The 26985-nt window shown below is 44.7% G+C and carries 26 protein-coding genes and 1 pseudogene; 18 read left to right on the top strand and 9 right to left on the bottom strand.

Going from position 1 to position 26985, the window contains the following annotated elements:
- Positions 1-26: 26 nt before the first annotated feature.
- Both LIN98_RS08150 and LIN98_RS08145 read left to right on the top strand, forming a co-directional pair.
- Positions 27-392, top strand: coding sequence for a YbaN family protein (locus LIN98_RS08150; RefSeq protein ID WP_005540969.1), 366 nt, complete (start codon positions 27-29; stop codon positions 390-392).
- Between the two features lie 55 nt (positions 393-447).
- Positions 448-1986, top strand: coding sequence for a peptide ABC transporter substrate-binding protein (locus LIN98_RS08145; protein WP_005545353.1), 1539 nt, complete (start codon positions 448-450; stop codon positions 1984-1986).
- A 274-nt stretch (positions 1987-2260) separates the two neighbouring features.
- Here LIN98_RS08145 and LIN98_RS08140 read toward each other — a convergent pair whose 3' ends face one another.
- Positions 2261-2848, bottom strand: a complete 588-nt coding sequence (locus LIN98_RS08140) for an aminotransferase class IV family protein (protein WP_005545351.1) — start codon at positions 2846-2848, stop codon at positions 2261-2263.
- Between the two features lie 2 nt (positions 2849-2850).
- On the bottom strand, positions 2851-3825 hold the full coding sequence (locus tag LIN98_RS08135) for an aminodeoxychorismate synthase component I (RefSeq protein WP_005545348.1): 975 nt from the start codon (positions 3823-3825) through the stop codon (positions 2851-2853).
- A gap of 101 nt (positions 3826-3926) precedes the next feature.
- On the opposite strand from LIN98_RS08135, the gene LIN98_RS08130 reads away from it, so the two are divergent.
- From LIN98_RS08130 to dapB, 15 genes are all read left to right on the top strand, one after another.
- Positions 3927-4493 (top strand): anthranilate synthase component II, encoded by a 567-nt coding sequence (locus LIN98_RS08130; RefSeq protein ID WP_005545346.1) that lies wholly within the window; start codon positions 3927-3929, stop codon positions 4491-4493.
- 155 nt (positions 4494-4648) lie between these two features.
- On the top strand, positions 4649-5593 hold the full coding sequence (locus LIN98_RS08125; protein WP_005568190.1) for a 2-hydroxyacid dehydrogenase: 945 nt from the start codon (positions 4649-4651) through the stop codon (positions 5591-5593).
- Positions 5594-6135: 542 nt separating this feature from the next.
- Complete coding sequence (locus LIN98_RS08120) at positions 6136-7320, top strand: lipoprotein-releasing ABC transporter permease subunit (protein ID WP_005545341.1); 1185 nt, start codon at positions 6136-6138, stop codon at positions 7318-7320.
- Between the two features lie 14 nt (positions 7321-7334).
- The gene (lolD, locus tag LIN98_RS08115; RefSeq protein ID WP_005545339.1) at positions 7335-8021 is read left to right on the top strand and encodes a lipoprotein-releasing ABC transporter ATP-binding protein LolD; all 687 of its coding nucleotides are present in this window, start codon (positions 7335-7337) and stop codon (positions 8019-8021) included.
- Positions 8021-9271, top strand: coding sequence for a lipoprotein-releasing ABC transporter permease subunit LolE (gene lolE / locus LIN98_RS08110; protein ID WP_014167698.1), 1251 nt, complete (start codon positions 8021-8023; stop codon positions 9269-9271). The genes lolD and lolE overlap by 1 nt, the downstream gene beginning before the upstream one ends.
- A 100-nt stretch (positions 9272-9371) precedes the next feature.
- Positions 9372-10451 (top strand): 3-deoxy-7-phosphoheptulonate synthase AroG, encoded by a 1080-nt coding sequence (gene aroG, locus LIN98_RS08105; RefSeq protein WP_012820942.1) that lies wholly within the window; start codon positions 9372-9374, stop codon positions 10449-10451.
- A gap of 145 nt (positions 10452-10596) precedes the next feature.
- A complete protein-coding gene (locus LIN98_RS08100; RefSeq protein ID WP_014167699.1) occupies positions 10597-12003 on the top strand; it encodes a replicative DNA helicase in 1407 nt (468 codons plus the stop codon).
- 23 nt (positions 12004-12026) lie between these two features.
- Positions 12027-13109 carry an alanine racemase gene (gene alr, locus LIN98_RS08095; RefSeq protein WP_005544553.1) on the top strand — a complete coding sequence of 361 codons (1083 nt, stop codon included), beginning with the start codon at positions 12027-12029 and terminating at the stop codon, positions 13107-13109.
- A 15-nt stretch (positions 13110-13124) separates the two neighbouring features.
- A complete protein-coding gene (gene pgi, locus LIN98_RS08090; RefSeq protein WP_005545329.1) occupies positions 13125-14774 on the top strand; it encodes a glucose-6-phosphate isomerase in 1650 nt (549 codons plus the stop codon).
- 139 nt (positions 14775-14913) lie between these two features.
- Positions 14914-15387, top strand: coding sequence for a 6,7-dimethyl-8-ribityllumazine synthase (gene ribH, locus LIN98_RS08085; protein ID WP_005537755.1), 474 nt, complete (start codon positions 14914-14916; stop codon positions 15385-15387).
- 6 nt (positions 15388-15393) lie between these two features.
- Positions 15394-15819 carry a transcription antitermination factor NusB gene (gene nusB, locus LIN98_RS08080; protein ID WP_005545327.1) on the top strand — a complete coding sequence of 142 codons (426 nt, stop codon included), beginning with the start codon at positions 15394-15396 and terminating at the stop codon, positions 15817-15819.
- 18 nt (positions 15820-15837) lie between these two features.
- Entirely contained in the window at positions 15838-16821 is a 984-nt protein-coding gene (gene thiL, locus LIN98_RS08075; RefSeq protein WP_005571510.1) for a thiamine-phosphate kinase, read from the top strand.
- A 9-nt stretch (positions 16822-16830) separates the two neighbouring features.
- On the top strand, positions 16831-17322 hold the full coding sequence (locus LIN98_RS08070) for a phosphatidylglycerophosphatase A family protein (RefSeq protein WP_005568188.1): 492 nt from the start codon (positions 16831-16833) through the stop codon (positions 17320-17322).
- Positions 17323-17330: 8 nt separating this feature from the next.
- Positions 17331-17954 (top strand): LysE family transporter, encoded by a 624-nt coding sequence (locus LIN98_RS08065; RefSeq protein ID WP_014167700.1) that lies wholly within the window; start codon positions 17331-17333, stop codon positions 17952-17954.
- Positions 17955-17975: 21 nt separating this feature from the next.
- Positions 17976-18788 (top strand): 4-hydroxy-tetrahydrodipicolinate reductase, encoded by an 813-nt coding sequence (gene dapB / locus LIN98_RS08060; RefSeq protein ID WP_005590834.1) that lies wholly within the window; start codon positions 17976-17978, stop codon positions 18786-18788.
- Positions 18789-18954: 166 nt separating this feature from the next.
- Here dapB and yfaE read toward each other — a convergent pair whose 3' ends face one another.
- The 7 genes and pseudogenes from yfaE to LIN98_RS08025 all read right to left on the bottom strand — a co-directional run.
- Positions 18955-19203: a class I ribonucleotide reductase maintenance protein YfaE gene (gene yfaE / locus LIN98_RS08055; protein ID WP_005537767.1), complete on the bottom strand. Its 249-nt coding sequence runs from the start codon at positions 19201-19203 to the stop codon at positions 18955-18957.
- A gap of 67 nt (positions 19204-19270) precedes the next feature.
- Positions 19271-19540, bottom strand: coding sequence for a hypothetical protein (locus tag LIN98_RS08050; RefSeq protein ID WP_005568183.1), 270 nt, complete (start codon positions 19538-19540; stop codon positions 19271-19273).
- A 21-nt stretch (positions 19541-19561) separates the two neighbouring features.
- Complete coding sequence (nrdB, locus tag LIN98_RS08045) at positions 19562-20692, bottom strand: class Ia ribonucleoside-diphosphate reductase subunit beta (RefSeq protein ID WP_005545312.1); 1131 nt, start codon at positions 20690-20692, stop codon at positions 19562-19564.
- A gap of 22 nt (positions 20693-20714) precedes the next feature.
- Positions 20715-20891 (bottom strand): hypothetical protein, encoded by a 177-nt coding sequence (locus tag LIN98_RS08040; protein ID WP_019518397.1) that lies wholly within the window; start codon positions 20889-20891, stop codon positions 20715-20717.
- Positions 20892-20893: 2 nt separating this feature from the next.
- A complete protein-coding gene (locus tag LIN98_RS08035) occupies positions 20894-21493 on the bottom strand; it encodes a hypothetical protein (RefSeq protein ID WP_249856105.1) in 600 nt (199 codons plus the stop codon).
- 112 nt (positions 21494-21605) lie between these two features.
- The gene (gene nrdA, locus LIN98_RS08030; RefSeq protein WP_005545205.1) at positions 21606-23876 is read right to left on the bottom strand and encodes a class 1a ribonucleoside-diphosphate reductase subunit alpha; all 2271 of its coding nucleotides are present in this window, start codon (positions 23874-23876) and stop codon (positions 21606-21608) included.
- Between the two features lie 302 nt (positions 23877-24178).
- Positions 24179-25795: pseudogene (locus LIN98_RS08025) on the bottom strand (type I restriction endonuclease subunit R, EcoR124 family); the annotation flags it as partial.
- Between the two features lie 126 nt (positions 25796-25921).
- On the opposite strand from LIN98_RS08025, the gene LIN98_RS08020 reads away from it, so the two are divergent.
- Entirely contained in the window at positions 25922-26950 is a 1029-nt protein-coding gene (locus LIN98_RS08020) for an ABC transporter substrate-binding protein (RefSeq protein WP_005568172.1), read from the top strand.
- Positions 26951-26985 lie beyond the last annotated feature (35 nt).

Genomic DNA, 26985 nt, shown 5'->3' with positions numbered 1-26985 from the left:
GAATAATTTTTATTTTGAGGTTCTCAATGAAGTATTTTTACATCGGACTTGGCTTTATCTTTTTGGCATTAGGTATTGTCGGTATTGTCCTTCCTCTTTTGCCTACTACGCCGTTTTTGCTGCTGACCTTATTTTGTTTTGCCAAGGGGTCTGACCGTTTGCATAACTGGTTCATCGGCACAAAAATCTATCAAAACCATCTGAAAGATTTCCAGCAACAACGCGCACTAACCAAGAAAGCGAAAATCTATATTTTGAGCTTTTCTACCTCTATGCTATTGCTAGGCTTTTATTTTACGCCGAGTATCATTGGTAAAAGTATTATTATTGCTGTCCTCCTGATTAAATATTGGTGCTTCTTTTTCTGGATCAAAACCCTCAAAGAAGAGTAAACAATCAAACAGACTGATGTATAATGTGCGCATTTATTTCATTGAATTCATTTAAATGCGTATTTTCCACTTTAAAAGTGCGGTGCTTTTTTTCAGTGTTTTTGGGTTGAACGGATGTGATGACCAACCCCAAAAGCCCGCCAAACCTGTTTCAACGGTTGACGTACCAACCGAACAACCCTCACCTCAAGCGAACCGCCAGTTGCTGGTGCGTGGTGTTTATTCCGACTTATTCTTGAACCCATTGCAAGCTTCAAATATTGAGCAAATCGCCTTTTTGCGCGATATTTTTGAAGGTTTGGTGATTTATGATCCTCAAGGCAATGTGGTGCCGGCAGTGGCGGAAAGCTGGCAAACCAAAGACAACAAAATCTGGCACTTCACCTTACGAAAAGAAGCAATATGGTCTAACGGCGAACCGGTGACTGCGCAGCAATTTGTTGCAAGCTGGCAACGGCTGGCGCAATCGGATTCTCCTTTAAAGCACTATTTACGCTACCTTAACTTAGTCAACGCGGAGAAAGTGTTACAGCAAACTCTGCTGCCAGAGCAGTTGGGAATTGTCGCGGAAAATGACCGCACTTTACGCTTAACTTTAGATAAAGCGACCCCTTACTTGCCGCAAATGCTGGCGCATATCAGCCTGTTGCCACAATATTTGTCGCCACATGAAGGCATTGTGACCAACGGGGCGTATCAAGTGATGGGGCAGCAAGGCAATCTCATCCATTTGGAAAAGAACCCGCAATATTGGGCGAAAGAAAAAGTGGCGTTTAAAAATGTGGATTATCAGAAAATCGCACTGCAACAGGACGTCAGCGCCTTAGATGTGGTGTGGCAGCCGCAGCAACAAACGGATCAAACTCAATACTTCCCGCAACTTTGCACCTATTTTTACACCTTTAATTTTAACACGCCACAACTGGCGCAAAGCCCGGTGCGTAAGGCATTGGCAATGATGACATCTGCCCGCAGTTTATTGCCGGAAAGTAAAAACAGGATTCCTTTAACGGATAATTTTTTACCAATTTCCATGCAAACCATCGACAGCCGGTGGGAGCAAACGCCGGTTGAACAATTATTAAGCCAAGCGCGAATTGGAGAGAAGGCACCGCTCAAACTGACCCTAAGTTACGATCAATCAGAAGTGCAAAGTCAACTGGTGCAGGGGTTGATTCGCACGTGGTCGCAATCGGACATGATTCAGATTATCGGCGAAGGGATGCCGAAACAACAATTGCTGGAGAACATTGCTAAAGGCGAGTTTCAAATCGCCCGCGCCGGTTGGTGTGCCGATTATAACGAACCATCCGCATTTTTAAGCCTGTTCTACAGCCGTAGCCCGGATAACAAAAGCGGTTATAGTAACGACGAACTGGATGGCTTATTTGAACAAAGCCTGAAAGTCATTCTACCGGCAGAACGCACCGCACTTTACGGACGAATCGAGCAAATCCTGCAAGAGGAAAATGTGGTTCTGCCGTTATATCAATCCACCGTTCCCGTCTATCTCAACCCCACACTAAACGGCTACGACCCCGCCAACCCGACGGAAGTGATTTATAGCAAGGATTTGTTTCGTAAGGTTAGATAATGTGCTGATAAAATTTAACTACATGCCTTAATAAATACTCAAAGCCTATTGAAATCGGTCAACAGGCTTTTTTATCCGGATATTCATTATTCCATACTTGACGTATCATTTAATTGAATAATCTTCTTAGTATAAAACAAAGCCAACGCCGGGTGGAAAATGTACGGATAATACGGTAATGGAACACTTTTTTGTAGTTTAAAGACGGATAAACTTTATTGTGAAAACGATGCCATTTTGTCTTTGTGATATTACAAATTTTTGAATCGTTACACTAATCATCCAATCCATTCAACGCATTAATCAATCTCACTTCCTCAAATAAGTGCAAATCCGTGGCTAAAATCGACCGCACTTTTATGCGTCCTTGGGTAAGTAATGTTGCCCGTTGGGTGCCTTCGAGCAGGGGCGTGTCGGGGGTGAACCATTGGGTGTTTTGGCGGAAGATGAGGTTGCCGATGGAACAATCGGTGACATAGCCGTTTTTGATGATCATGATTTCGTCACAATCGCCTTTTTGTGCGAACAGTGCATTTAACAAGGTGCGGTCGGCGTATTTTAATCCGTAGTCAATGTGGTCGCAGACGATAGGCTTAAAAGTGCGGTAGGTTTTGCGCGTGTAGGGAAAATAGCGACAAAGGATTTGTTCAGCGTTGTAATCAATTCGGCAGCGAATCAGCGGTTCGGCTCGCAATTCCGCCGGCACATGGATCTGTTTGGCAAGCTGAAAAACGTTTGGAAAAATGACCGCACTTTTGCCGTAAAACGTCTGTAAACTGCGTTCGTAGCGTTGTTGATGAAGTTTAATGTTGCGTACTTTGCCTTGTGCTATGGCAAGGGTTTCAAATAGGGGAAATTCCATAATTAACCTCGTTGTAACGGCACATATACTTTTTGAATCAGCTCACGATATTCTTCCTGCGCATCACTTTGAATAGTAATGCCGCCACCACTGCGGAAGAACAACCCCTTTCCCGTCTGTTCGATAAAACGAATTGCCACCGCGCTTTGCAATGATTCGCCGTCAAAAATGCCGAAAATGCCTGTGTAATACCCACGTGGTTGTTGTTCTGCCTGTTGAATGATTTGCACGGTTTTTTCTTTCGGCGCGCCGCTGATGGAACCCGCCGGCAATAAGTTGGCAAGTATAGATCCAATCTGTCCCTGCCAGTTTTCCGCCAATTCGCCGCAGATTTCCGAGCTGGTTTGCAAAATAGCGCCTTGTTCCGTTTGGATTTTTTCCACATAACGAAAACGTGTTACCTGAATATTTTTCGCCACTGTGGCTAAATCATTACGCATTAAATCCACGATGGTGTAATGCTCCCGTTGTTCCTTTTGATTATTGAGCAAGAGGGCTTGCGCGTCGGGCAGGGTAGCGTCAATAGTGCCTTTCATGGGGTAAGTGAAAATGCGGTTGTCACGCAAATTGACAAAACATTCGGGCGAGAAGCAAACGAACTGATCTTTGAATAACAATTTATATTTCGCCTGACTTTGCCAAAACAGCTGTCGTAGAGAATAATTGGTTTCAATGGGCGTTGGATAGGTGAGATTCAGCAAATAAGAATTGCCGAAGCGCAATTCCCGTTGCACTAAATCAAAACCTTGTTGATACGCCATAAAATCCATGGGTTTCTTGTGTAAATAAAAGGCTTCCGGTGGTTCTTTTTGCCAATTCACGTTGGTATAGCCTGGAAATTGCACGAAAATGCCTTGTTCTGCCGTTTCATTTAATGGGCAGAGTATCGGTTTTTGTTGTTCAAAATCGATTAAAAAGAAGAAGGGCGTTTTTGTTTTGCCAAATCGGTTTGCGTGTTGAATAAAATTTTGCCACATAACGTTATCTCGTGAAAAAACGACAAAAATTTTAGCCTAAATCGGCATAAAATTATATACTTTTGCGCCTATGTGAGAGCCTGTCCACCGAGAGAGAATGTATGTCCTTACTGATTATCAACAACCACGATTCCTTTACTTTCAATTTAGTGGATTTAATCCGCCGTTTGGCAGTGCCGTTTCAGGTGGTGAATGTGGAAGACCTGGATTTGGACGCGGTGGAAAATTTCTCCCATTTGCTTATTTCTCCCGGCCCCGATGTGCCGCGTGCGTATCCGCAATTATTTGCCTTGTTGGAACGTTATCACCGGTGCAAATCCATTTTCGGCGTGTGTTTAGGACATCAAATGTTGTGCGAATTTTTCGGTGCGGCATTATATAACCTGCCGTCGCCCCGCCACGGGCAGGCAAAGCTGTTGTATCTTGTGTCGGATTCGCCGTTATTCAAAAACTTGCCGCCAAGCTTTCAAATCGGTTTATACCATTCCTGGGCGGTGGGCGAACCGCATTGCCCCACGCAACTACAGATTACTGCCCGTTGTAGCGATAACATCATCATGGCAATGCAGCACAAAACTTTGCCCATTTACGGCGTACAGTTTCATCCCGAATCCTACATTTCCGAATACGGCGAGCAGATTTTACGAAACTGGTTGCAGGCGTCATAGGCTCCCGAGTGAAAAGTGCGGTGGTTTTTCTCAGCGTTTTTTAGATCGGGATCACACAAATCACAAAAATCCTGCCATTCCCTTGTTTTTCCTTAAAGGCCTCTTTAAAGTTATGAACCGCATTCAGAATTTATTACGCATAAAAGGAGTTTTTGATGAATATTGTTTTTTTAGACCGCACCGGCATTCCCGCCGGCCATGACATTCCACGCCCGAGTTTTCCACACACCTGGACTGAATATGACCGCACTTTGCCGCAAGAAACCTTTGAACGCACCAAAGATGCCGACATTGTGGTGACCAGCAAAGTGGTGTTCGACCGTGACTTATTAAGCCGCTTACCGAAATTAAAACTCATCGCCATCACCGCCACCGGCACCAATAACATTGATTTAGAGGCGGCGAAAGCGCTGGGTATCGCCGTGAAGAACGTTACGGGTTATTCCAGCGTCACCGTGCCGGAGCACGTTTTAGGTATGATTTTTGCGCTGAAACATAGCCTCATGAGCTATCACCGCGATCAAGTCACTTCTGATCGTTGGGCGACCTGCGGGCAATTTTGTTATACCGATTACCCGATTACCGATGTGCGTGGCGCGACTCTCGGCGTATTCGGCAAAGGCAACATCGGCACGGAAATCGGGCGCTTGGCGCAGTTGTTGGGCATGAAAATATTGTATGCGGAACACAAAGGCGCAAGCCAAATTCGGGACGGCTATACCGATTTTGAAACCGTGCTGAAACAAGCGGACATCGTCACGCTGCATTGCCCGCTCACCGACACCACCAAAAATCTTATTAACTCCGATACCTTGGCATTAATGAAACCGACGGCTTATTTAATTAACACAGGTCGCGGTCCGTTGGTGGACGAAACCGCATTATTGGCGGCCTTAGAAAGCGGTAAAATTGCCGGGGCGGCGTTGGACGTGTTGGTGAAAGAACCGCCGGAAAAAGAAAATCCGCTCATTCAAGCGGCAAAACGCTTACCGAATCTTTTGCTTACCCCGCACGTTGCCTGGGCGAGCGATTCTGCTGTCACCACGCTGGTGAATAAAGTAGCGCAAAATATCGAAGATTTTGTGGCGAACGGTAAGTAATTTCCCCTGTGCTATATATGGCGCCGGAAACGGGCGCCATATTTTTTATATCTCACTGTGAAACTTGAAGACAACATAAAATGAGGAAAAATCTGATTACAACCGCGATTTAAAGTTATTTTTAAGTAAAATATTCTTACATTTACGATAAATAGGATTATCCATGCACTGGTTATTCCTGGCATTAACTATAGTGGGAGGAGTCTTCGGTTCATCAATGTTAAAAATAAGTAGCGGTTTTGTCCGTGCTTTTTATTTTTTGTCTATTGCGCTGCGCTAAAAAATATTCTGCTCGGCACTGTATATGCCATTTGGACTGGCATAGGTTTGGCACCACTTGAGCAGAGTTTTACATTATTTGGTGTCTACTTGTCGATTTCTTCGAATGCTATTATACGACTACCGCTGCGTCGTATTTCAGCACTGGTTTGGCGTATTTTTCATGTGTGGCATGAGAAACTTCTTGCTGTTCTGCTTTTTCTTTCCTTCTATGCTAAACTAGCGCGCAATTTTTCCGTATTTTTGACTATTTTTAAGCAGTTATGACTTTATCTACACCTCTTTTTATCGCGTTACGCTATTGGCGGGCGAAAAGTGCCGATCGTTTCGGGCGTTTGGTGACGAATTTGGCCGGCTTCGGGATCGTTCTCGGCGTGATGGCACTAATCATTGTGCTGTCCGTGATGAACGGATTGGAGGGCTACCAGAAGCAACAAGTGCTATCCACCATTCCGCACGCCATTGTCAGCCCGAACGGTAACGCCAAAATTGACGACGCACCGCCGACAATGCCGGATTTCGTGCAAAAAGCCGTGCCAATTAACATGACCAATGTGATTTTCCAGACGGCAGGCGGTGTCAGTGCGGGACAGGTGATTGGTATTCGGCAGTTTTCCGATGATCCGCTTTTGTTTGATTTTCCCGAGCAGGAATTCGACAAAATGCTGCCGACAGGCGGGTTTAGAATCATTATCGGTGATCAGCTGGCGCAGAAATTAAATCTGCATGTGGGCGATAAAGTGCGGTTGATGATCACCGAGAATAGCCAATATACGCCTTTCGGACGAGTACCTTTACAGCGCTTATTTACCGTGAGCGAAATCTATTTTGACAACAGCGAAGTGTCTGGCTATGAAGCCTTTACCAATCTAACGGACATCGGGCGTTTAATGCGTATTCAACCGGGCGAGGTGCAGGGCTTTCGCTTATTCTTAGCGGATCCTTTCCAGATTACAGCCTTGCCGACTGCGTTTCCGGCGGACTATCAAATCAGCGATTGGCGCACTCAAAAAGGCGAGTTTTTCCAAGCGGTGCGTATGGAAAAAAACATGATGGGCTTGTTGGTGAGCCTGATTATCGTGGTGGCGATTTCCAATATTATTACGTCTTTAAGCCTGATGGTGGTGGACAAACAGGGTGAAATCGCCATTTTGCAAACCCAAGGGCTGACCAAAGGGCAGGTACGTTCCATCTTTATTTATCAAGGTTTGTTGGTGGGCTTGATGGGAACGCTGCTAGGCTCGATTTTAGGTGTGCTGGTGACGTTAAATTTAGACGGCATTGTGAATTTATTCGGCGCACAAACGATGTATTTACCGACCGCACTTGAGCCTTGGCAAATTCTGACGATTATCGCCTTTTCTTTATTATTGTCTTTCTTATCCACCATTTATCCGGCATATCGGGCGGCAAAAGTTGAACCGGCGGAAGCCTTGCGTTACGAATAACAAGAGATGAAAACATGACTACAGCATTATTATCCTGCCAAAATATCAGTAAATTTTATCAAGAAGGCACGCAACAAACGGAAGTGTTGAAACAGGTTTCTTTCGCGATGCAACAGGGCGAATTGGTTGCTATTGTGGGCAGTTCCGGTTCGGGTAAAAGCACCTTGTTACACACTTTGGGCGGTTTAGATCAACCGAGCGGCGGAGAGGTGTTTATTAAAGGGCAGTCGCTGCAACAGATGACGCCGAATGCCTTGGCGAAATTGCGCAACCAGTATTTAGGCTTTGTTTATCAGTTTCATCATTTGATGGCGGATTTCACCGCACTTGAGAATGTCATGATGCCGATGTTAATCGGGCGACAAAATAAAAGTGAAGCGCAAGCACGCGCCGAGCAGATGTTAAGTGCGGTCGGTTTACAGCACAGAATTTCACATCGCCCATCCGCCTTGTCCGGTGGCGAGCGTCAACGTGTGGCGATTGCCCGTGCGCTGGTGAATAACCCGGCGCTCGTGCTGGCGGATGAACCCACGGGGAATTTGGATCATAAAACCACGGAAAGCATTTTTGAGTTGATTCAACAGTTAAACCAAGAAAAACACATCGCCTTTTTATTGGTAACGCATGATTTGAGTTTGGCGGAAAAACTCAATCGCCGTTTAATTATGCAAGACGGCGTGCTACGCGAGGAACATGCCTGATGAATACGCCATTTTTTATTAGCTGGCGTTATCAGCGCAGTAAACATAGAAATCGCCTGGTATCGCTGATTGCTTTTTTTTCCAGCATGGGCATTGCCTTGGGCGTGGCGGTACTCATTGTCGGCTTAAGTGCCATGAATGGTTTTGAGCGCGAGTTGAATCAACGTATTTTGGCGGTGGTGCCACACGCGGAAATTATTTCCGCCCCGGGGCAAGGGGATGCGCCCATCGATCATTGGCAGAATTTGGCGGCGAAACTTAAACAAAATCCGCAAATTCGCGGTATTTCACCTTTCGTAAGTTTTACCGCGTTGGTGGAAAACGGCGCAAAATTAAAAGTCGTGCAAATTAAAGGGGTGGAAACGGCGTTGCAGGATCAAGTGAGTTCTCTCGGGCGCTTCGTGTTAAATGCCGGTTGGCAGAATTTTGCGCAAAACGGCGGATTGGTCCTCGGTTCCGGTATTGCGCGGGATTTGGACGTGCAGGAAGGGGATTGGGTATCTTTGTTAATTTCCCAGCAAAAAGGCTCGGAAAATCTCACCCAGCCGTTGCGTGAACGTATTCAAGTGACCGGTATTCTACGTTTGGACGGTCAGTTGGATCACAGTTATGCTTTGATGCCGTTGGCACAGGCGCAGCAATTGATGAATTATCAGGCGGATCAGGTCACCGGCGTGGAACTGAAAACCGTAGATCCGTTTAGTGTGCAAAATATGGATTATTCCATGTTGCAGGATTATCCGCAGATGCTGTACCTGCAAAACTGGATCAGCAAATTTGGTTATATGTACCGCGATATTCAGCTGATCCGCACGGTGATGTATATCGCCATGGTGTTGGTTATCGGGGTCGCCTGTTTTAACATTGTTTCCACTTTAATTATGGCGGTAAAAGACAAAGTCGGCGATATTGCCATTATGCGCACCCTCGGCGCCAATAACCGTTTCATTAAACGGATTTTTATTTGGTACGGCTTGCAGGCGGGCATGAAAGGCTGCCTGATTGGCATTGTGTTTGGCATGATTTTAGCCTTGAATCTGACTCAATTAATTCAGTTATTGGAAAACGCCATTGGTAAGAAATTGTTGTCCGACGGTATTTATTTCGTGGATTTTCTGCCGACGGAACTACATTGGCAAGATGTGCTTTTGGTGTTGTTGTCCGCGTTAATTTTAAGTTTATTCGCCAGTCTTTATCCGGCAAACCGCGCGGCGAAATTACAACCGGCACAGGTGTTAAGCGGTCATTAAGAAGAAATTCAATAAACTCTTTTGCTAGTACAAGAGATGGTGGTAGAGTAGAGTCGCTTTTTTAAATTTAGTTTTGTTGTTGTGTAATAAAGAGTGAAAAATGAAAAAAAAAGATATTAATATTAAAAACGATGATACTCGAATCGGTAAGATTGAACAGGTATTGCCGCCCATCGCGTTATTAGAAAAATTTCCTGCCAGCGAGGTTGCGGTAAAAACCGTAGAACAAGCCCGCGAAGAAGCACACGACATTATTCATGGCAAAGATGATCGCCTGTTGGTGGTGATCGGGCCTTGCTCCATTCACGATCCGAAAGCGGCATTGGAATATGCGCAACGCATTAAATTAATGCGTGAAAAATTCAAAGATACCTTACAAATCATCATGCGCGTGTATTTTGAAAAGCCGCGTACTACCGTGGGTTGGAAAGGCTTAATTAATGACCCGCACTTAAATAATACTTATGCCTTGAACGACGGTTTGCGTATGGCGCGTAAATTATTATCCGACATTAACGATTTAACCGTGCCTTCCGCCGGTGAGTTTTTGGATATGATCACACCGCAGTATTTAGCGGATTTCATGAGCTGGGGTGCCATCGGTGCAAGAACCACCGAATCCCAAGTACACCGTGAACTGGCTTCCGGTTTATCCTGCGCGGTGGGCTTTAAAAATGCCACTAACGGTTGCGTGAAAATTGCTTTAGATGCTATCGGCGCTGCAGAAGCACCGCACCATTTTTTATCCGTAACCAAATTCGGTCATTCCGCCATTGTTTCTACCAAAGGCAACGAAGACTGCCACATTATTTTACGTGGTGGCGACAACGGTCCTAATTACAGTGAAGAAGATGTTTCCGACGTGTGTGCAAAACTTGCCAAAGCCGGTTACACACCGCATGTTATGGTGGATTTCAGCCATGCCAACAGCAGCAAACAATTCAAAAGACAATTAGACGTTAGCCATGAAGTGGCGCGCCAAATTGCCGGCGGCTCAAAACAAATCTTCGGCGTCATGATTGAAAGCCATTTGGTGGAAGGTCGTCAGGATTTGGTAGAAGGCAAAGAATTGACATACGGGCAAAGTATCACCGACAGTTGTATTGGCTGGGACGACAGTGAAAAAGTCTTGCAGGAATTATCTGACGCGGTAGCGGCAAGACGTAAATTAAACGGCTAATACTGATTTTAATTGTGCCTTTCTAAAGAAAAGTGCGGTGGATTTTTACGGAGAATTTCCACCGCACTTTTTTGTATTTTTAAGTTAAACCGCCCCCGGATTTGGTATATCATATAGCGACTTTTTTCCACTAACCGAGGCAACGATGGCGTCTAAGAATTCACCTCCTGCAAAAGAAAAAAATACCACCAATTTAAATATTCCCCCTCATTCCATTGAAGCCGAACAAGCGGTGTTAGGCAGTATTTTATTGAACAATTTTTATTGGGATGATGTAGCGGAAAATGTGGTGAAAGAGGATTTTTACCGCTTTGAGCATCGCCTGATTTTTGAGGAAATGGAAAAGCTCATTGCGCAACAGGCGCCGGTGGATTTAATCACTTTGGAACAAGCCCTCAAAAGCCGTGAAGTGATTGAACAGGTAGGCGGCTTCGCTTATTTGGCGGAACTTTCCAATAACACGCCAAGTGCCGCCAACGTGGTGGCGTATGCGAATGTGGTGCGGGAAAAAGCCATTATGCGCGAATTGATTTCCGTGGGGAATAAAATCGCGCAGAACAGTTATTCACCGAAAGGGCAGGATGTGAAACATTTGCTGGACGAAGCGGAACGGGAAGTGTTTGCCATCGCGGAAAAACGTACCTCGGGCAATGAAGGTCCGCAAAATATTATCGCCATTCTGGAAAATACTATCAGTAAAATCGAACAACTCAGTCAAGCCAAAGATCATTCCGGCGTCACCGGCGTTTCTACCGGCTTTAAAGATTTGGATAAAAAAACCGCCGGCTTGCAAAAATCCGATTTGATTATTGTGGCGGCGCGTCCTTCCATGGGGAAAACCACGTTTGCTATGAATCTGTGTGAAAATGCGGCGTTAGGCAGTGAAAAACCGGTGTTGGTATTCAGTTTGGAGATGCCGGCGGAACAAATTATGATGCGTAGCCTTGCGTCACTTTCCCGCGTGGACCAAACTAAAATTCGTACCGGTCAGGGGTTGGACGATAACGACTGGGCGAAAATTTCCAGTACCATGGGCGTACTTGCTAAAAAGCCGAATTTATTTATTGATGACTCCTCAGGGTTAATGCCAACAGAGCTACGTTCCCGTGCCAGACGGGTGTATCGGGAAAACGGCGGATTAAGTTTAATCATGGTGGACTATCTTCAATTAATGCGCGCACCGGCATTTTCTGATAATCGAACGTTGGAAATTGCGGAAATTTCGCGTTCTTTAAAAGCCTTGGCAAAAGAATTGGAAGTGCCGGTGATCGCCCTGTCACAATTAAACCGTACGTTGGAAAACCGTCAGGATAAACGCCCCGTGAACTCGGATTTACGGGAATCTGGCTCCATTGAGCAGGATGCGGATTTGATCATGTTTATTTATCGTGATGAAGTGTATAACCGCGAGTCGGAAGAAAAAGGCATTGCGGAAATTATTATCGGTAAACAGCGTAACGGCCCTATCGGGCGCGTAAAACTGGCGTTCCAAGGACAATTTTCCCGGTTTGATAATTTGGCGGAACATCATTATTACGATGATGAATATTAAAGAATCAGCGAAGAGATTAAAAAATGCACATGAAGCCCGCGACAGCCAAAATCAGTTCTGTTGCTTTGAAGCACAATATTCAAACTATCAAACAAAAAGCTCCGGAAAGCAAAATTATTGCGGTAGTCAAAGCCAACGCCTACGGCCATGGCGTCGTGTTCGTGTCTTCTGCCGTAGAAAATCTGGTGGATTGCTTCGGCGTGGCGCGTTTGGAAGAAGCGTTAAAATTGCGTTCCAACGGTATTACCAAGCCGATTTTATTGCTGGAAGGTTTTTTCTCTGCTAAAGATTTACCCGTTCTGGCGGTGAACAACATTCAAACCGTGGTGCACAGCCAAGAACAGCTGGACGCGCTGGAACAGGCGAAAACCCCGAATCCGATCAAAGTCTGGTTAAAAATTGATACCGGTATGCACCGTTTAGGGGTACATTTAGACGAAGTGGATGCCTTTTATCAAAAATTAAAATCGTTACCCTGTGTTGACCCGAATATCGGTTTTGTTAGTCATTTTAGTCGCGCCGATGAATTGGCATGCGGTTATACCGAAAAACAATTGGCGCGTTTTTTACAGGCGACGGAAGGTAAAGGCGGTGAGCGTAGTATTTCCGCATCCGGCGGTATTTTATTCTGGCAGGACGCGCATTTGGATTGGATCCGCCCTGGTATTATTATGTACGGCATTTCACCGAATAATACCGCCGGCAAAGAATACGGTTTAATTCCGGTGATGAATCTTACGTCTTCCCTAATTGCCGTACGCGAACATAAAAAAGGCGAGCCGGTGGGCTACGGCGGCGTTTGGATGAGTGACAAAGATACCAAAATCGGCGTGGTGGCAATCGGCTACGGCGACGGTTATCCGCGTGACGTGCCGGAAGGTACGCCGGTTTACCTTAATGGTCGACGTGTGCCTATTGTCGGAAAGGTTTCCATGGATATGCTTACCGTGGATCTTGGTGCAGACAGTCAGGATAAGGTCGGTGATGAAGTGATCTTGTGGGGCAAAGAATTGCCTATTGAAGAAATTGCAGCAATTACCGGCGTTATCAGTTATGAATTAATCACCAAATTGACCCCGCGTGTTTTAACTGAATACATAGATTAAGTTTAAGGAGAGTTTATGCAAAATCTTAATCCAACCCAAACTAGCGCATGGAAAGCACTAACGCAACATCATGCACAATGCAAAAACGCTACGATTCAGGAATTATTTGCGCAAGAAAAAGATCGCTTTGCGCATTATTCTTTAACCTTCAACAATGAAATCTTAGTGGATTTTTCTAAAAATAATCTGACTCAGGAAACCCTCGACTTGTTGCGCCAACTCACCGAAGAGTGCGGTCTGGCGCAAGCGAAAGAAGCCATGTTCAACGGGGAAAAAATCAACCGTACGGAGAATCGTGCCGTTTTACACACCGCACTGCGTAATCGAGCCAATACGCCTGTCTTGGTGGATGGCAAAGACGTGATGCCGGAAGTGAATGCGGTGCTTGCGAAAATGAAATCTTTCTGTGAACGCGTGATTTCCGGCGAATGGAAAGGTTACACCGGCAAAGCCATTACCGACGTGATCAATATCGGGATCGGCGGTTCGGATCTCGGTCCTTATATGGTGACCGAAGCGTTGCGTCCGTATAAAAATCATTTAACCATGCACTTCGTGTCTAACGTGGACGGCACGCACATTGCGGAAACCTTAAAGAAAGTTAATCCGGAAACCACCCTTGTGTTGGTTGCCTCCAAAACTTTCACCACTCAAGAAACCATGACCAACGCCAACTCCGCCCGCGATTGGTTCTTAGCTACCGCAAAAGACGAAAAACACGTTGCAAAACATTTTGCGGCGCTTTCTACCAACGCCAAAGAAGTGGAAAAATTCGGTATCGACACCGACAATATGTTCGGTTTCTGGGATTGGGTCGGCGGACGTTATTCCTTATGGTCAGCCATCGGTTTATCCATCGCGCTTTCCATCGGCTTTGAAAACTTTGAAGCGCTTTTAAGCGGTGCGCACGAAATGGATAAACATTTCCGCAATGCGCCGTTGGAACAAAACATTCCGACCACATTGGCATTAGTGGGCTTGTGGAACACGAACTTCCTCGGCGCACAAACAGAAGCCATTTTGCCTTACGACCAATATTTACACCGTTTTGCCGCCTATTTCCAACAAGGCAACATGGAATCCAACGGTAAATACGTAGGACGTGACGGTAAAGTCATCGACAACTACCAAACCGGTCCGATTATCTGGGGTGAACCGGGCACTAACGGTCAACACGCGTTCTATCAATTGATTCACCAAGGTACCACATTAATTCCTTGTGATTTCATCGCGCCGGCGCAAACCCACAATCCGTTGTCCGATCATCACAACAAATTGCTTTCCAATTTCTTCGCGCAAACCGAAGCCTTGGCTTTCGGTAAAACCAAAGAGCAAGTGGAAGCGGAATTCCTGAAAGCGGGCAAAACCTTAGCGGAAGTAGAAGACATCGTGCCGTTCAAAGTATTCAACGGCAATAAACCGACCAACTCCATCTTGCTACAAAAAATCACCCCGTTCAGCCTTGGTGCCCTTATCGCCATGTATGAACACAAAATTTTCGTACAAGGCGTGCTGTTCAATATTTACAGCTTCGACCAATGGGGTGTGGAATTAGGGAAACAACTCGCCAACCGCATCCTGCCGGAATTGGTGAATAACGATAAAATCGAAAGCCACGACAGTTCAACCAATGGCTTGATTAATCAATTCAAAGCCTGGCGTTAATTCAGCCTGAACGGCATTAAAGTGCGGTCGAAATTCTCTGCGTTTTTTAACCGCACTTTTTCCTTTCTTACTGCCAGAAAAGGAATTTTATGCTAGAATTCACGCGCTATTTTTCATTAACATATCTATAGGAAAGAACATGAAAGTTTTAGAAGGTCATATCGCAACGCCGGAAGCTAAAGTCGCCGTGGTTATCAGCCGTTTCAACAGTTTTATCAACGAAAGCCTGCTTGAAGGCGCTCTGGATGCGTTAAAACGTGTCGGTCAAGTGAAAGATGAAAATATCACTTTAGTGCGCGTACCGGGTGCATATGAACTGCCGTTAGTAGCGCGCCGTTTGGCGGAAAGCAAAAAATTCGATGCCATTGTTGCTCTGGGTACGGTAATCCGTGGCGGCACGGCGCATTTTGAATATGTGGCGGGTGAGGCCAGCAGCGGTTTAGGCAAAGTGGCGATGGAATCCGAAATTCCGGTGGCATTCGGCGTATTAACTACCGAAAACATCGAACAAGCCATTGAACGTGCAGGCACCAAAGCCGGTAATAAAGGTGCGGAAGCTGCCTTAGTTGCGTTAGAAATGGTGAATCTGTTAAATCAAATTCAGGCTGCGTAAGTAACAATGGCTGAACAAACAAAAAAAATCTCTCCTCGTCGCCGCGCCCGTGAATGCGCCGTTCAGGCGTTATATTCTTGGGCGATTTCAAAAAATTCCCCGGAAATAGTGGAACTGAATTTCATCACCGAACAGGATATGAAAGGCGTTGATACACCGTATTTCCGCAAATTATTCCGTCAAACGGTGGAAAATGTGGAAGCGGTGGATGCCACCATGCAATGCTATTTGGATCGCACGTTAGAAGAATTGGATCCTATCGAAAAAGCCATTTTGCGTTTGGCGGTGTATGAGCTGCAATTTGAAGCGAACGTGCCTTACAAAGTGGTCATCAACGAAGCCATTGAAGTGGCGAAAGTGTTCGGCGCAGACGAAAGCCATAAATATATCAACGGTGTATTAGACAAAATTGCACCGGTTGTGCGTGCGTAAATGGCGCAGAGAGGCAGTATGAGCGAAGGTGAATTTGACATCATTCAACGTTATTTTACTGCTTCCAAGCGTCCTCCGCGCAAAGATGTAGTGCTTTCGGTGGGCGATGATTGTGCCATCACCGAATTGAACACCAATCAGCATTTAGCCATCACCACCGACACCATGGTGGAAAACGTTCACTTCTTATCGACCATTCGCCCTGCTGATTTAGCCTACAAAGCGGTCGCCACTAATTTAAGCGATCTTGCCTCTATGGGTGCCGAACCCGCTTGGATTTCCCTCGCTTTAACCTTGCCGAAAATCGATCATGATTGGCTGGCGGAATTCAGTGAAAGTTTCTTTGCCATTTTGGATCATTACAACGTCGATTTAATCGGTGGCGACACCACGAAAGGCCCGTTAGGGTTGACCATTACCGCGCAAGGCATTATTGCGAAAAATAAAGGGTTATGTCGCCATCAGGCGAAAGTGGGGGATTGGATTTACGTTTCCGGCACCTTGGGCGACAGCGCGGCAGGCTTATCTTTTATCTTGCAGGGCAAAAGTGCGGTGAATTCTGCGCAAGAATTTTTAATTCAACGCCATCTGCGCCCGACACCAAGGGTGCTGCTGGGATTGGAACTTTCCGTTTCCGGTTTAGCAAATGCGGCAATCGACATCTCAGACGGGCTGGTTGCCGATTTAGGGCATATTTTAGAACGCAGCCAATGCGGTGCGATGATTGAATTGGATAAATTGCCCCTTTCCGCCGAGTTGGTCGCCGAAGTCGGTTTGGCGAAAGCGGAACAGTTTGCCTTGTCCGGCGGCGAAGACTACGAACTTTGTTTCACCGTACCTGACAACAATATCGTCAAATTAGAAAAAGCCCTGGCGCATCTCGGCGTGCCATATACCTGTATCGGGCAAATTCGTCACGCGGGCAAAAAACGTATTCAGTTTCAACGCAACGGGCTGGCGGTCGAGCTTGAGTTGCCATACGGTTTTGAGCATTTCAAATAGGTTTCACTTATGACGTCATTACAACATCCGCTCGAACGGGTGAATTTGCGCAATCCTATTCATTTTTTCGCGCTGGGGTTCGGCTCCGGTTTATTGCGTCCCGCGCCCGGCACTTGGGGCAGTTTGGTCGGCGTGATTTTAGGCGCGTTATTGCTGCCGGTACTCGGCGCAAAAACATTTTTTATTTTGACCGCACTTTGCTTCTTCATCGGCATTTGGCTATGCGAACGCACCAGTCATGACATGGGCGTGCACGATCACGGCAGCATTGTGTGGGATGAAATCGTGGCGGTTTTCCTTGTGTTATTAGCCGTGCCGCAAGTGTCATTATTATGGTGCGCCATCGCTTTCGTGACTTTCCGTCTGTTTGATATTTTAAAACCTTATCCTATTCGCTATTTTGACGAAAAACTCACCAACGGCTTTGGCATTATGGTGGACGATATTTTGGCAGCAGGCTACAGCATCGTTGTTATTTTTGTATTAGCACATTTTATCTAGGCAATCAGATGTTAAATTTAATGTTCGTTCATTTGGTGGGATTGCTTTCCCCCGGACCGGATTTTTTCTATGTGAGCCGTGTCGCGGCAATCCGTTCACGACGTACCGCTATTTACGGCGTTATGGGCATTACGCTCGGCGTGTTCCTCTGGGCAACCGCTGCCGTGTTGGGGCTTGCTATCGTCTTTAAAACCTCGCCGGCATTGCAAGGCGTGGTGATGGCATTGGGGGGCAGTTATTTGTTTTATCTTGGCGTGAAAATGACGCGCGTTAAAACCAATGCGGTGTTTAATGATTCGGCGGAAGGGCAAAAAAGCGTGGGTGCCAAAAGTGAGTTACTGAAAGGGTTATTGGTCAATTTATCCAATGCCAAAGTGGTGATTTATTTCAGTAGCGTAATGTCTTTTGTGTTGGTCAACATCACCGAAACGCGGCAAATTCTGACCGCACTTTTGATTATCACGGTGGAAACTTTTTTGTATTTTTACGTCATTTCCATTTTATTCTCACGCCCTTTCGCCAGACAGTTTTACAGTCGATACAGTCACTATATTGATAACGTTTCGGGCGTAATTTTTATTTTATTCGGCATCTACTTAATTTATAGTGGTGCGCTGAAAGTGTTAGGCTAATTTATTTTCGGGAGAAACAATATGACATTAAAAATTGCTGTAGTGGGCGCAGGCGGACGTATGGGTCGCCAATTAATTCAGGCGGTACATAACGCGGAAGGCGTGGAATTAGGTGCGGCGTTTGAGCGCAAAGGTTCCTCATTGGTGGGCGCCGATGCCGGCGAATTGGCGGGAATCGGCAACTTAGGCATTAAGGTCGGCGATGACTTAAACGCGGTGAAAGATCGTTTCGATTTACTGATTGATTTCACCCGCCCGGAAGGCACATTGGAACATTTGGCATTTTGTGTTGCCAACCATAAAAAAATCATTATCGGCACCACGGGTTTTGATGACGCCGGCAAAGCGGCAATTAAATCAGCAGCCGAAAAGACCGCTATCGTGTTTGCTTCAAATTTCAGTGTCGGCGTGAATTTGGTCTTTAAATTATTGGAAAAAGCCGCCAAGGTGATGGGCGATTATTGCGACATCGAAATCATCGAAGCGCACCACCGCTATAAAGTCGATGCGCCGTCCGGTACCGCGCTTTCCATGGGCGAACATATTGCCAAAACCCTCGGACGGGATCTGAAAACCCACGGCGTATTTTGTCGCGATGGTATTATCGGTGAACGTAAACGTGATGAAATTGGCTTTTCCACCATTCGCGCCTCCGATGTGGTGGGCGAGCACAGCGTCTGGTTTGCCGACATCGGTGAACGGGTAGAAATAGCCCACAAAGCCTCCAGCCGCATGACCTTCGCCAACGGAGCCGTACGTGCCGCCAAATGGCTTGAAGGTAAAAACAACGGCTTGTTCGACATGACGGACGTGTTGGATTTGAATAATTTATAAGGTCGAGTGCGTGTAAACGCACTTTTTTAATTTATGGATGGTGCAACAAGTTGTACCTTCCAAAGTGCGGTCGTTTTTTTACTCGTAAATCCTGAAGATTTACTCGCTCCTTCGGAACTGTTGGCAGAGACAACGTTCAAAAAGCGTTGCTTTTTGTCTGATATTTTTACAATTCAATTTCCAAATCTTCTTCCACCCGACAACAACACAATAAAATCTCATCTTTTTGTAAAAAGGCTAACGGTGTTTCTGCGTAGGACACCTTGCCTTTTTTGATTTTTACCCGACAGGAACCACAGTAGCCACTGCGACATTGGTATTCGTGATGAACGCCGTGTTGTTCCAGACGGTTGAGAAGCGGAATTCGGTTATCGTGTTCGATGGTTTGTTGGCGGAGTAATAAATGGATTTTCATGATCGTTAAAATAAAAAGAGCAGCTAGAAGACTGTGCTAAATAGCATTATCTCTATTGTAATAGAAATTAGATCGACGCGGAATACGCCGGTTCGTGATTTTCCTGTGGAGAGAAAGGAGGGGCGTTAATTAACACCAACATCAAAATAAAATCGAAATCTAAAATGAAAATAATCAGGCTGTTATATTGAGAAAAAAGTTGTTTCGGTTTGGTAATAGGTTCAAGTTTGTGGCGGATGTTAAGCGGTTGGAGGGTGGTAGAAAGTGCGGTGACTTTTAGAGGCGTTTTTGGGGGATGTACCTGCTCGAAAATCGAATATAAAAAGGGTGGGTACATGACCCGCCCCACAAGGGATGATTACAAATCAAAATCATCAAAATCTTTGGTATCGACTTTGGAATCGATTTGACCCACAAGATAAGAACTCACTTCCACTTCTTGCGGTGCCACCTGTACGTTGTCGGAAACCAACCAGGCGTTGATCCAAGGAATCGGATTAGAGCGCGCTTGGAACGGCAACGGCAAGCCTACCGCCTGCATACGGATATTGGTGATGTATTCCACATATTGCACCAAAATGTCTTTGTTCAAACCGATCATGGAACCGTCTTTAAACAAATAATCCGCCCAGTCTTTTTCCTGTTCCGCCGCGGCGAGGAACAAATCGTAGGCTTCCTGTTTGCATTCTTCGGCAATTTCCGCCATTTCAGGATCGTCCTGACCCGCCGCCATAATGTTCAAAATGTGCTGCGTACCGGTTAAGTGTAATGCTTCATCACGAGCGATGAATTTAATGATTTTTGCATTACCTTCCATTAATTGGCGTTCTGCAAAAGCGAAGGAACAGGCAAAAGACACATAGAAGCGAATGGCTTCCAAGGCGTTGACGCTCATTAAGCACAGGTAAAGTTGTTTTTTCAGGTTACGCAGGCTCACCACGCATTCTTTACCGTCCACAGTGTAAGTGCCTTCGCCGTAGAGGCTGTAAAGCTGGCTGTCGCGGATTAAATCGTCGTAGTAAGAAGAAATATCGCGTGCGCGTTTGATGATTTCTTCGTTGGTCACGATGTCATCAAACACGATGGACGGATCGTTTACGATGTTACGAATAATGTGGGTGTAAGAACGGGAATGGATGGTTTCGGAGAAGGTCCAGGTCTCGATCCAGGTTTCCAATTCCGGAATGGACACCAACGGCAACAACGCCACATTCGGGCTTCTGCCTTGAATGGAATCCAACAAGGTTTGATATTTTAAGTTGCTGATGAAAATGTGTTTTTCATGTTCAGGCAACGCCGCGTAGTCGATACGGTCTTGCGACACATCCACTTCTTCCGGACGCCAGAAGAAGGAAAGTTGTTTTTCAATGAGCTTTTCAAAAGTCTCATATTTTTGTTGATCGTAACGCGCTACGTTGACGTTTTGACCAAAGAACATCGGTTCTTTTAATTGGTCGTTTTTGTTTTGTGAGAAAGTGGTGTATGCCATAGTATTTACCTATTTAACTTAACTATTTATGACTAACAGGAGGAGTTGTGGGTTTTACTGGAGCAGACTGTTGTTCCCTAACCTTTATATTAAAATCATCTGACTTTAATTTATAGTTTTCTGTGGATAATCTTTCATTTGTGGTTCTTAATGTTATACCATCCATTACAATGGCTTCATGGTTTTGGTTATATCTCATATCTATTCTCCTTTTGAAGGTTGTTGTGTAGTTGAAATTATAAGGTTTTTATATGGCTCACATATTGAAAGTCTAAGAGCTGTGTAAATTTTTGTTGCTTTACCTTTTGATGTTTTATAAACATCAGCATTTTCAATGTATATTTCGAATAGTTCTTTATCTTCATGAAAGGAATTTACAATACCCCTAATAAATAAATTTTTATCCCAAATAGTGATATCTATGTATTGATCTTTGTTATCTTTTAATAACTGGGGGAATACTCCATAATCACCATATTTTCTAGAAATATTAAATTTAAGAAGAAATTTGGCAAGGTATTCTTTGTGATCTATGTAAACAAATAATAAACCAAGAAAAAATGACACTATTCCTGAAGCAATTACTTCATTATAAGGTAGGTTAATACTTGAATTAACATCCCATACTTGAAGATACTCTGCATTATTTAATGTGAAATTTTCGTACCCGATTTTGGCACATTGATTTAATAGCGATAGAATTTGTAATATTAAGTAAGATAATATTCCATATGAAATAACAAACAATGAATATTTATAGTTATTCCATTCTTTATGTTCAGTGAACTTATCTATAAGCATTGTAATTATAATGCCAGGTAATAAAAGAGCATTACAATTTTTATTGTCAATTCATTCATATGAACTCGCTAAGAGTAATCTAATCCCTCCAATGAGGAGGGATTATTAATAATTAAATCTTACACGCCCCACCGGCACAACCATCATCCAAATCTTCTTGGCTGTCTTCGGCGCCGTCGCGGGTGTTCTGGTAGTAGAGGGTTTTTAAGCCGTATTTGTAAGCGGTTAAGAGATCTTTTAACAACACTTTCATCGGCACTTTGCCGTCTTCAAAACGTTTCGGATCGTAATTGGTATTAGCGGAAATCGCTTGATCCACGAATTTTTGCATGATGCCCACTAAGTGTAAGTAACCGTCATTGCTTGGAATATCCCAAAGCAATTCGTAGTTTTCGCCGAGGTTTTCGTAATCCGGCACCACTTGTTTCAAAATGCCGTCTTTGGAGGCTTTCACGCTCACATGACCGCGTGGCGGTTCGATGCCGTTGGTGGCGTTGGAAATCTGGGAAGAGGTTTCCGACGGCATTAAGGCGGTGAGGGTGGAGTTACGCAAGCCGAATTCTTGGATGTCGCGGCGCAGGCTTTCCCAGTCGTAATGCAGCGGTTCGGTGGTTAGGCTGTCGATGTCTTTTTTGTAAGTATCGATTGGCAAAATGCCTTGGGCGTAAGTGGTTTCGTTGAAATACTCGCACGCGCCTTGTTCTTTTGCCAAATTCATGGAGGCTTTCAGTAAATAATATTGAATGGCTTCAAAAGTGCGGTGGGTTAAATCGTTGGCGCTGCCGTCGGAATAACGCACGCCGTGTTTCGCCAAGTAATATGCATAGTTAATCACGCCGATACCCAAAGAACGACGGGCAAGGGAACTGCGTTTCGCCGCAATCACCGGATAATCTTGGTAATCCAATAAGGCATCTAAGGTGCGAACAGCAAGATCTGCCAGGTTGTCTAACTCGTCTAAGTTTTCCAGTTTGCCTAAGTTAAAGGCGGAAAGGGTACAAAGGGCTATTTCGCCATTTTCATCGTGGAAATGTTGTAACGGTTTGGTCGGCAGGGCGATTTCCAGGCAAAGATTGGATTGACGCACCGGTGCTACTTTCGGATCGAACGGTGAATGGGTGTTACAGTGGTCCACGTTATGAATATAAATACGACCGGTGGAAGCACGCTCCTGCATTAATAAGGAGAATAATTCCACGGCTTTCACGGTGCGTTTACGAATGTTTGGATCCTGTTCGTATTGCACATAAAGTTGCTCGAATTTATCTTGATCGGCAAAGAACGTTTCATAAAGCCCCGGCACATCGGACGGGCTGAATAGGGTAATGTCGCCGCCTTTAATTAAGCGTTGATACATTAATTTGTTGAGTTGCACACCGTAGTCCATGTGACGCACACGGTTGTCTTCCACGCCACGGTTGTTTTTCAACACCAACAGGCTTTCCACTTCCAAGTGCCAAATCGGGTAATACACCGTTGCCGCACCGCCGCGCACACCGCCCTGTGAGCAGGATTTGACGGCAGTTTGGAAGTGTTTGTAGAATGGAATACAACCGGTATGGAAGGCTTCGCCGCCACGAATCGGGCTGCCAAGAGCGCGAATAGCGCCCGCGTTGATCCCGATACCGGCGCGTTGGGAAACGTATTTCACAATGGCGGAGGCGGTCGCGTTAATGGAATCTAGGCTGTCGCCGCATTCGATCAGCACGCAAGAGCTGAATTGACGGGTTGGGGTGCGCACGCCTGCCATGATTGGGGTCGGCAGGGAAATTTTAAAGGTGGAGGTGGCATCGTAAAAACGGCGCACATAATCCAAACGGGTTTCCTGCGGGTATTTGGAGAACAGGCTCGCCGCTACCAATAAATAGAGGAATTGGGCGGATTCGTAGATCTCACCGGTCACACGGTTTTGGACTAAATATTTGCCTTCTAATTGCTTCACTGCCGCATAAGAGAAGGTCATATCGCGCCAATGGTCGATAAAACCGTCCATTTCATCCCATTCTTCGCGAGTGTAGTCATCCAATAAAGACGGATCGTATTTGCCCATACGTACCAGTTTTTTCACGTGATCGTATAAACGCGGCGGATCAAAATGCCCGTACGCTTTTTTACGCAAATGGAACACCGCAAGGCGCGCGGCAAGGTATTGATAATCCGGGGAATCTTTGCTGATCAGATCCGCCGCCGCTTTAATAATGGTTTCGTGAATGTCGGAGGTGCGAATCCCTTCATAAAACTGAATGTGAGAACGCAATTCCACTTGAGACACGGACACATTGTCCAACCCTTCCGCCGCCCAAGTGATCACGCGGTGAATTTTATCAAGATTAATCGGTTCCGGTTTTCCGTCACGTTTGGTGACCATCAATGCCTTGTTCATGGAAGATACCTATTTCTCTAAAATATATGAAAAACACAACATATAGTTGCGTTATAAAAATTTTGCACAAGATAATGTGTTGGATGTGAAAATTCAAGTACTAAATTTTTTACTTGAATTATTGACATAAAATAACTGCTTATAAACCAAGAAGAATTTTTTGCGTGGTAAAAATCGCATTATTAAAATTTGTGTAAAGGGACAAATTTTATGCGAAATGATGAGGGTAGGGCGTTTTGAAAGAAAAAAGTGCGGTGAAAAAACACCTTAAATTTCCACCGCACTTTTTAGGGGAAAGGTGATTAGATACTTCCACCGATGCCCTTAAATTTCTCAACAAATTCCGCAATTTTTTGGAAAATACTTTTCTTTTTCTTCAGATATTCCGGATTGAGCGGACTCATCTTAGGCAGGGCTTCATTTAAATCCGTGCCGTTTTCGCTGGCGTACTCGCGTTTTAATGAAACACTAATATAACGTTTAGCCGCTTCTATGTTTAAGTTTTCCGAAGCAATGAGTTCATTAGCCTCTTTTTGTTGCTCTGTTTGAGCAAATTTAAAGAACGCTTCAATGATACTTGCCTTGTCGGCAATAGCATCTAAATCTGTTTGATGAATAAAATCGATGATTAAACTTTCTTTGGCGCGGTTTCCCAAACTTGAGCGGATAATTGAACGAATTTCTTCAACCAAGGTTTCTTTGTCTTTGGTTTTTTTATTGTGCTCAAAAATCAGCTCTAAAATATAATCCAGATTGATTTCTTGGGATTTTAATAAATCCACCTCAAAGACTACATCATCCCAATCAATGGTTGATTTGCCTTTTTCTTCGCCATCTTTTTGCCGGCGAAGCCAATCACGAATGTCATTATAAGTAGATCGATAATTTTGAATAGCGCGTTCGCTTGGTATATCAATTTTTTGTATTTCAGCAAGGGCTTCATCGCTAAGATAATACTTTTCTTTAAATGCTTGTATTGCTTGTTCATCAGTTTTATCAACGGATTGAAATGCCTGCAAAGCGGAAAATTCATCATAATTTTGCAGGATATTTTCAACGCGTAAATATTCACCGAATAATTTAACAAAGGCTTTTTTGCCTTTTTCCGTTTCAATTTCAGTTGGATCAGGAAAACGATCGCTGAGTTCGGTAATGACGTCTAAATAGCCGCGGCGATCGATGCCTGCATCGGTATAGCCTTCCATATATTCTTGATAGCTTTTTTCCAGTACTACGTTACGCGTATTGGCGTTGCCAAAAAGCGTAATGGCATCAATGGTGTTTTGCTCCAAATCGCGGAAAGTAACGATATTGCCAAAGGTTTTGGTCGCATTATAAATTCGATTGGTGCGGGAAAAAGCTTGAATTAACCCGTGATAACGTAGATTTTTATCGACAAACAAGGTGTTTAGCGTTGGCGCATCAAACCCGGTTAAAAAAATACCGACAACAATAAGCAGGTCAATTTCTTTATTTTTTACCCGTTTTGCCAAATCTCGATAATAATTTTGGAAGGATTTTCCATCTACATCATAGTTGGTTGCAAAATACTTGTTGTAGTCATCAATAGCAGATTTTAAGAATTCTTTGGCGCTCGAATTCATGGCTTCCACTTCAAAACTTTCATCGGTAATATCGCCTACCGCGTCTTGTTCTTCATTAGCGGCAAAAGAAAAGATAGTGGCAATTTTAAGCGGATTTTCTACCGCACTTTGTTGCTTTTTAAATGCTTCATAATAAAACTTTGCCGCCTCCACACTACTCACCGCAAACATCGCATTAAAGCCTTGATTGCCGGCGTTGAAACGATGTGTCTTTTGTTTGAAGTTGTTCAAAATGTATTGTGTGATTCCTTCAATGCGCTTGGGCTGTAAAAAAGCCGCTTTTTGCTCAAGTGCGGTTAGTTTTTTCCGTGTTTTTAGCCGGTGATTGGTTGTACCTGTTTTTCATCAGCGCAAAAAATAAACGTGATTTATTTAGTATTTTGCATTCAATGGCATATAATCCTGAGCAATCAATGATGATTAATTTATGAGGGATTGAATATGCAAAAATGGTTTAAACGCAGTTTAGGTTTGGTTTGTCTTTCGCCTTTTTTCTTCGCCCAGCAGGCACAGGCGGAAGGGCGCTTGACGGTGTATTGCACGGTGCAAAATAAAGTGTGTGAAAAAGTGACGCAGGATTTCGGCGCGAAATACAACGTGGAAACGCAATTCGTACACGGCGGCACGGAAACCATTTTTGGCAAGATCAAAGCGGAAAAAGACAATCCGCAGGCGGATTTTTGGTATGGCGGAACTATCGAACCACATTTTCAGGCGGGGGAATTAGGTTTATTGGAAGCCTACCGTTCTCCGAAACAGGCGGAAATCCTACCGCAGTTTAAAACCTTGATGGCAGAAAAAGGCGAGTTTACGTCCGTGGCGTATATGCTGGTGTTAGGTTTCGGCGTGAATACGCAAAAATTAGCCCAACTCGGTTTGCCGACACCGCAAACCTGGGAAGATTTGTTAAAGCCGGAATACAAAGGCGAGGTTCAACTGCCGGATCCGCGCGCTTCCGGCACTACTTATACAATTATGGCGACTTTAATTCAGCTTTGGGGCGAAGAAAAAGCTTTTGATTACCTCAAAAAACTCAATGAAAACGTGTCGCAATATGTGAAAAGCAATTTGGTGACGGCGAATTTATCCCGTGGCGAAACGGCGATCAGTATTGGATTCGTGCATTCTTACGCCACGGAAAAAGAAAAAGGCGCGCCGGTAGAGGCGGTGATTCCGCAAGGCAAAACGGGTTACGCCTTGGGCGGTGCGAGCATCATCAAAGGTGCGCGTAATTTGGATAACGCCAAACTGTTCATGGATTATGTGCTTTCCAAAGAGGTGGAAGAAATTCCGTGGCGTGAATTCGGTTTGTATCAAATTCCGACAAACGTGAACGCTGAAGCCTCACCGAAATCTGTTAATCCGAAAACCTTACAATTACTGGATTTTGATTTTGTGAAATTCGGTTCCAGCGAAGAAGGCAAACGCTTGATTAATAAATGGTTGGCGGAAATTAAATTGGCGAAATAGCCTTATCGTGGGGAATAACTTCTCCACGAAATCAG

The organism is Aggregatibacter actinomycetemcomitans (genome assembly GCF_023518055.1).
GTDB classification, from domain to species: Bacteria; Pseudomonadota; Gammaproteobacteria; order Enterobacterales; family Pasteurellaceae; genus Aggregatibacter; species Aggregatibacter actinomycetemcomitans.
The sequence above is the reverse complement of the archived record's forward strand: the minus strand, read 5'-3'. Positions and strand labels throughout refer to the sequence as shown.

What these genes read in the sequence shown, in the direction of transcription:
- nrdA (WP_005545205.1), bottom strand. Translation starts at nt 23,876, where the DNA reads ATGAACAAGGCATTGATGGTCACCAAACGTGACGGAAAACCGGAACCG.
- LIN98_RS08150 (WP_005540969.1), top strand. Translation starts at nt 27, where the DNA reads ATGAAGTATTTTTACATCGGACTTGGCTTTATCTTTTTGGCATTAGGT.
- LIN98_RS08100 (WP_014167699.1), top strand. Translation starts at nt 10,597, where the DNA reads ATGGCGTCTAAGAATTCACCTCCTGCAAAAGAAAAAAATACCACCAAT.
- LIN98_RS08065 (WP_014167700.1), top strand. Translation starts at nt 17,331, where the DNA reads ATGTTAAATTTAATGTTCGTTCATTTGGTGGGATTGCTTTCCCCCGGA.
- LIN98_RS08145 (WP_005545353.1), top strand. Translation starts at nt 448, where the DNA reads ATGCGTATTTTCCACTTTAAAAGTGCGGTGCTTTTTTTCAGTGTTTTT.
- LIN98_RS08050 (WP_005568183.1), bottom strand. Translation starts at nt 19,540, where the DNA reads ATGTACCCACCCTTTTTATATTCGATTTTCGAGCAGGTACATCCCCCA.
- nrdB (WP_005545312.1), bottom strand. Translation starts at nt 20,692, where the DNA reads ATGGCATACACCACTTTCTCACAAAACAAAAACGACCAATTAAAAGAA.
- LIN98_RS08130 (WP_005545346.1), top strand. Translation starts at nt 3,927, where the DNA reads ATGTCCTTACTGATTATCAACAACCACGATTCCTTTACTTTCAATTTA.
- LIN98_RS08020 (WP_005568172.1), top strand. Translation starts at nt 25,922, where the DNA reads ATGCAAAAATGGTTTAAACGCAGTTTAGGTTTGGTTTGTCTTTCGCCT.
- LIN98_RS08135 (WP_005545348.1), bottom strand. Translation starts at nt 3,825, where the DNA reads ATGTGGCAAAATTTTATTCAACACGCAAACCGATTTGGCAAAACAAAA.
- LIN98_RS08140 (WP_005545351.1), bottom strand. Translation starts at nt 2,848, where the DNA reads ATGGAATTTCCCCTATTTGAAACCCTTGCCATAGCACAAGGCAAAGTA.
- LIN98_RS08040 (WP_019518397.1), bottom strand. Translation starts at nt 20,891, where the DNA reads ATGAGATATAACCAAAACCATGAAGCCATTGTAATGGATGGTATAACA.
- pgi (WP_005545329.1), top strand. Translation starts at nt 13,125, where the DNA reads ATGCAAAATCTTAATCCAACCCAAACTAGCGCATGGAAAGCACTAACG.
- dapB (WP_005590834.1), top strand. Translation starts at nt 17,976, where the DNA reads ATGACATTAAAAATTGCTGTAGTGGGCGCAGGCGGACGTATGGGTCGC.
- yfaE (WP_005537767.1), bottom strand. Translation starts at nt 19,203, where the DNA reads ATGAAAATCCATTTATTACTCCGCCAACAAACCATCGAACACGATAAC.
- ribH (WP_005537755.1), top strand. Translation starts at nt 14,914, where the DNA reads ATGAAAGTTTTAGAAGGTCATATCGCAACGCCGGAAGCTAAAGTCGCC.
- lolD (WP_005545339.1), top strand. Translation starts at nt 7,335, where the DNA reads ATGACTACAGCATTATTATCCTGCCAAAATATCAGTAAATTTTATCAA.
- LIN98_RS08035 (WP_249856105.1), bottom strand. Translation starts at nt 21,493, where the DNA reads ATGCTTATAGATAAGTTCACTGAACATAAAGAATGGAATAACTATAAA.
- LIN98_RS08070 (WP_005568188.1), top strand. Translation starts at nt 16,831, where the DNA reads ATGACGTCATTACAACATCCGCTCGAACGGGTGAATTTGCGCAATCCT.
- nusB (WP_005545327.1), top strand. Translation starts at nt 15,394, where the DNA reads ATGGCTGAACAAACAAAAAAAATCTCTCCTCGTCGCCGCGCCCGTGAA.
- thiL (WP_005571510.1), top strand. Translation starts at nt 15,838, where the DNA reads ATGAGCGAAGGTGAATTTGACATCATTCAACGTTATTTTACTGCTTCC.
- lolE (WP_014167698.1), top strand. Translation starts at nt 8,021, where the DNA reads ATGAATACGCCATTTTTTATTAGCTGGCGTTATCAGCGCAGTAAACAT.
- aroG (WP_012820942.1), top strand. Translation starts at nt 9,372, where the DNA reads ATGAAAAAAAAAGATATTAATATTAAAAACGATGATACTCGAATCGGT.
- LIN98_RS08120 (WP_005545341.1), top strand. Translation starts at nt 6,136, where the DNA reads ATGACTTTATCTACACCTCTTTTTATCGCGTTACGCTATTGGCGGGCG.
- LIN98_RS08125 (WP_005568190.1), top strand. Translation starts at nt 4,649, where the DNA reads ATGAATATTGTTTTTTTAGACCGCACCGGCATTCCCGCCGGCCATGAC.
- alr (WP_005544553.1), top strand. Translation starts at nt 12,027, where the DNA reads ATGCACATGAAGCCCGCGACAGCCAAAATCAGTTCTGTTGCTTTGAAG.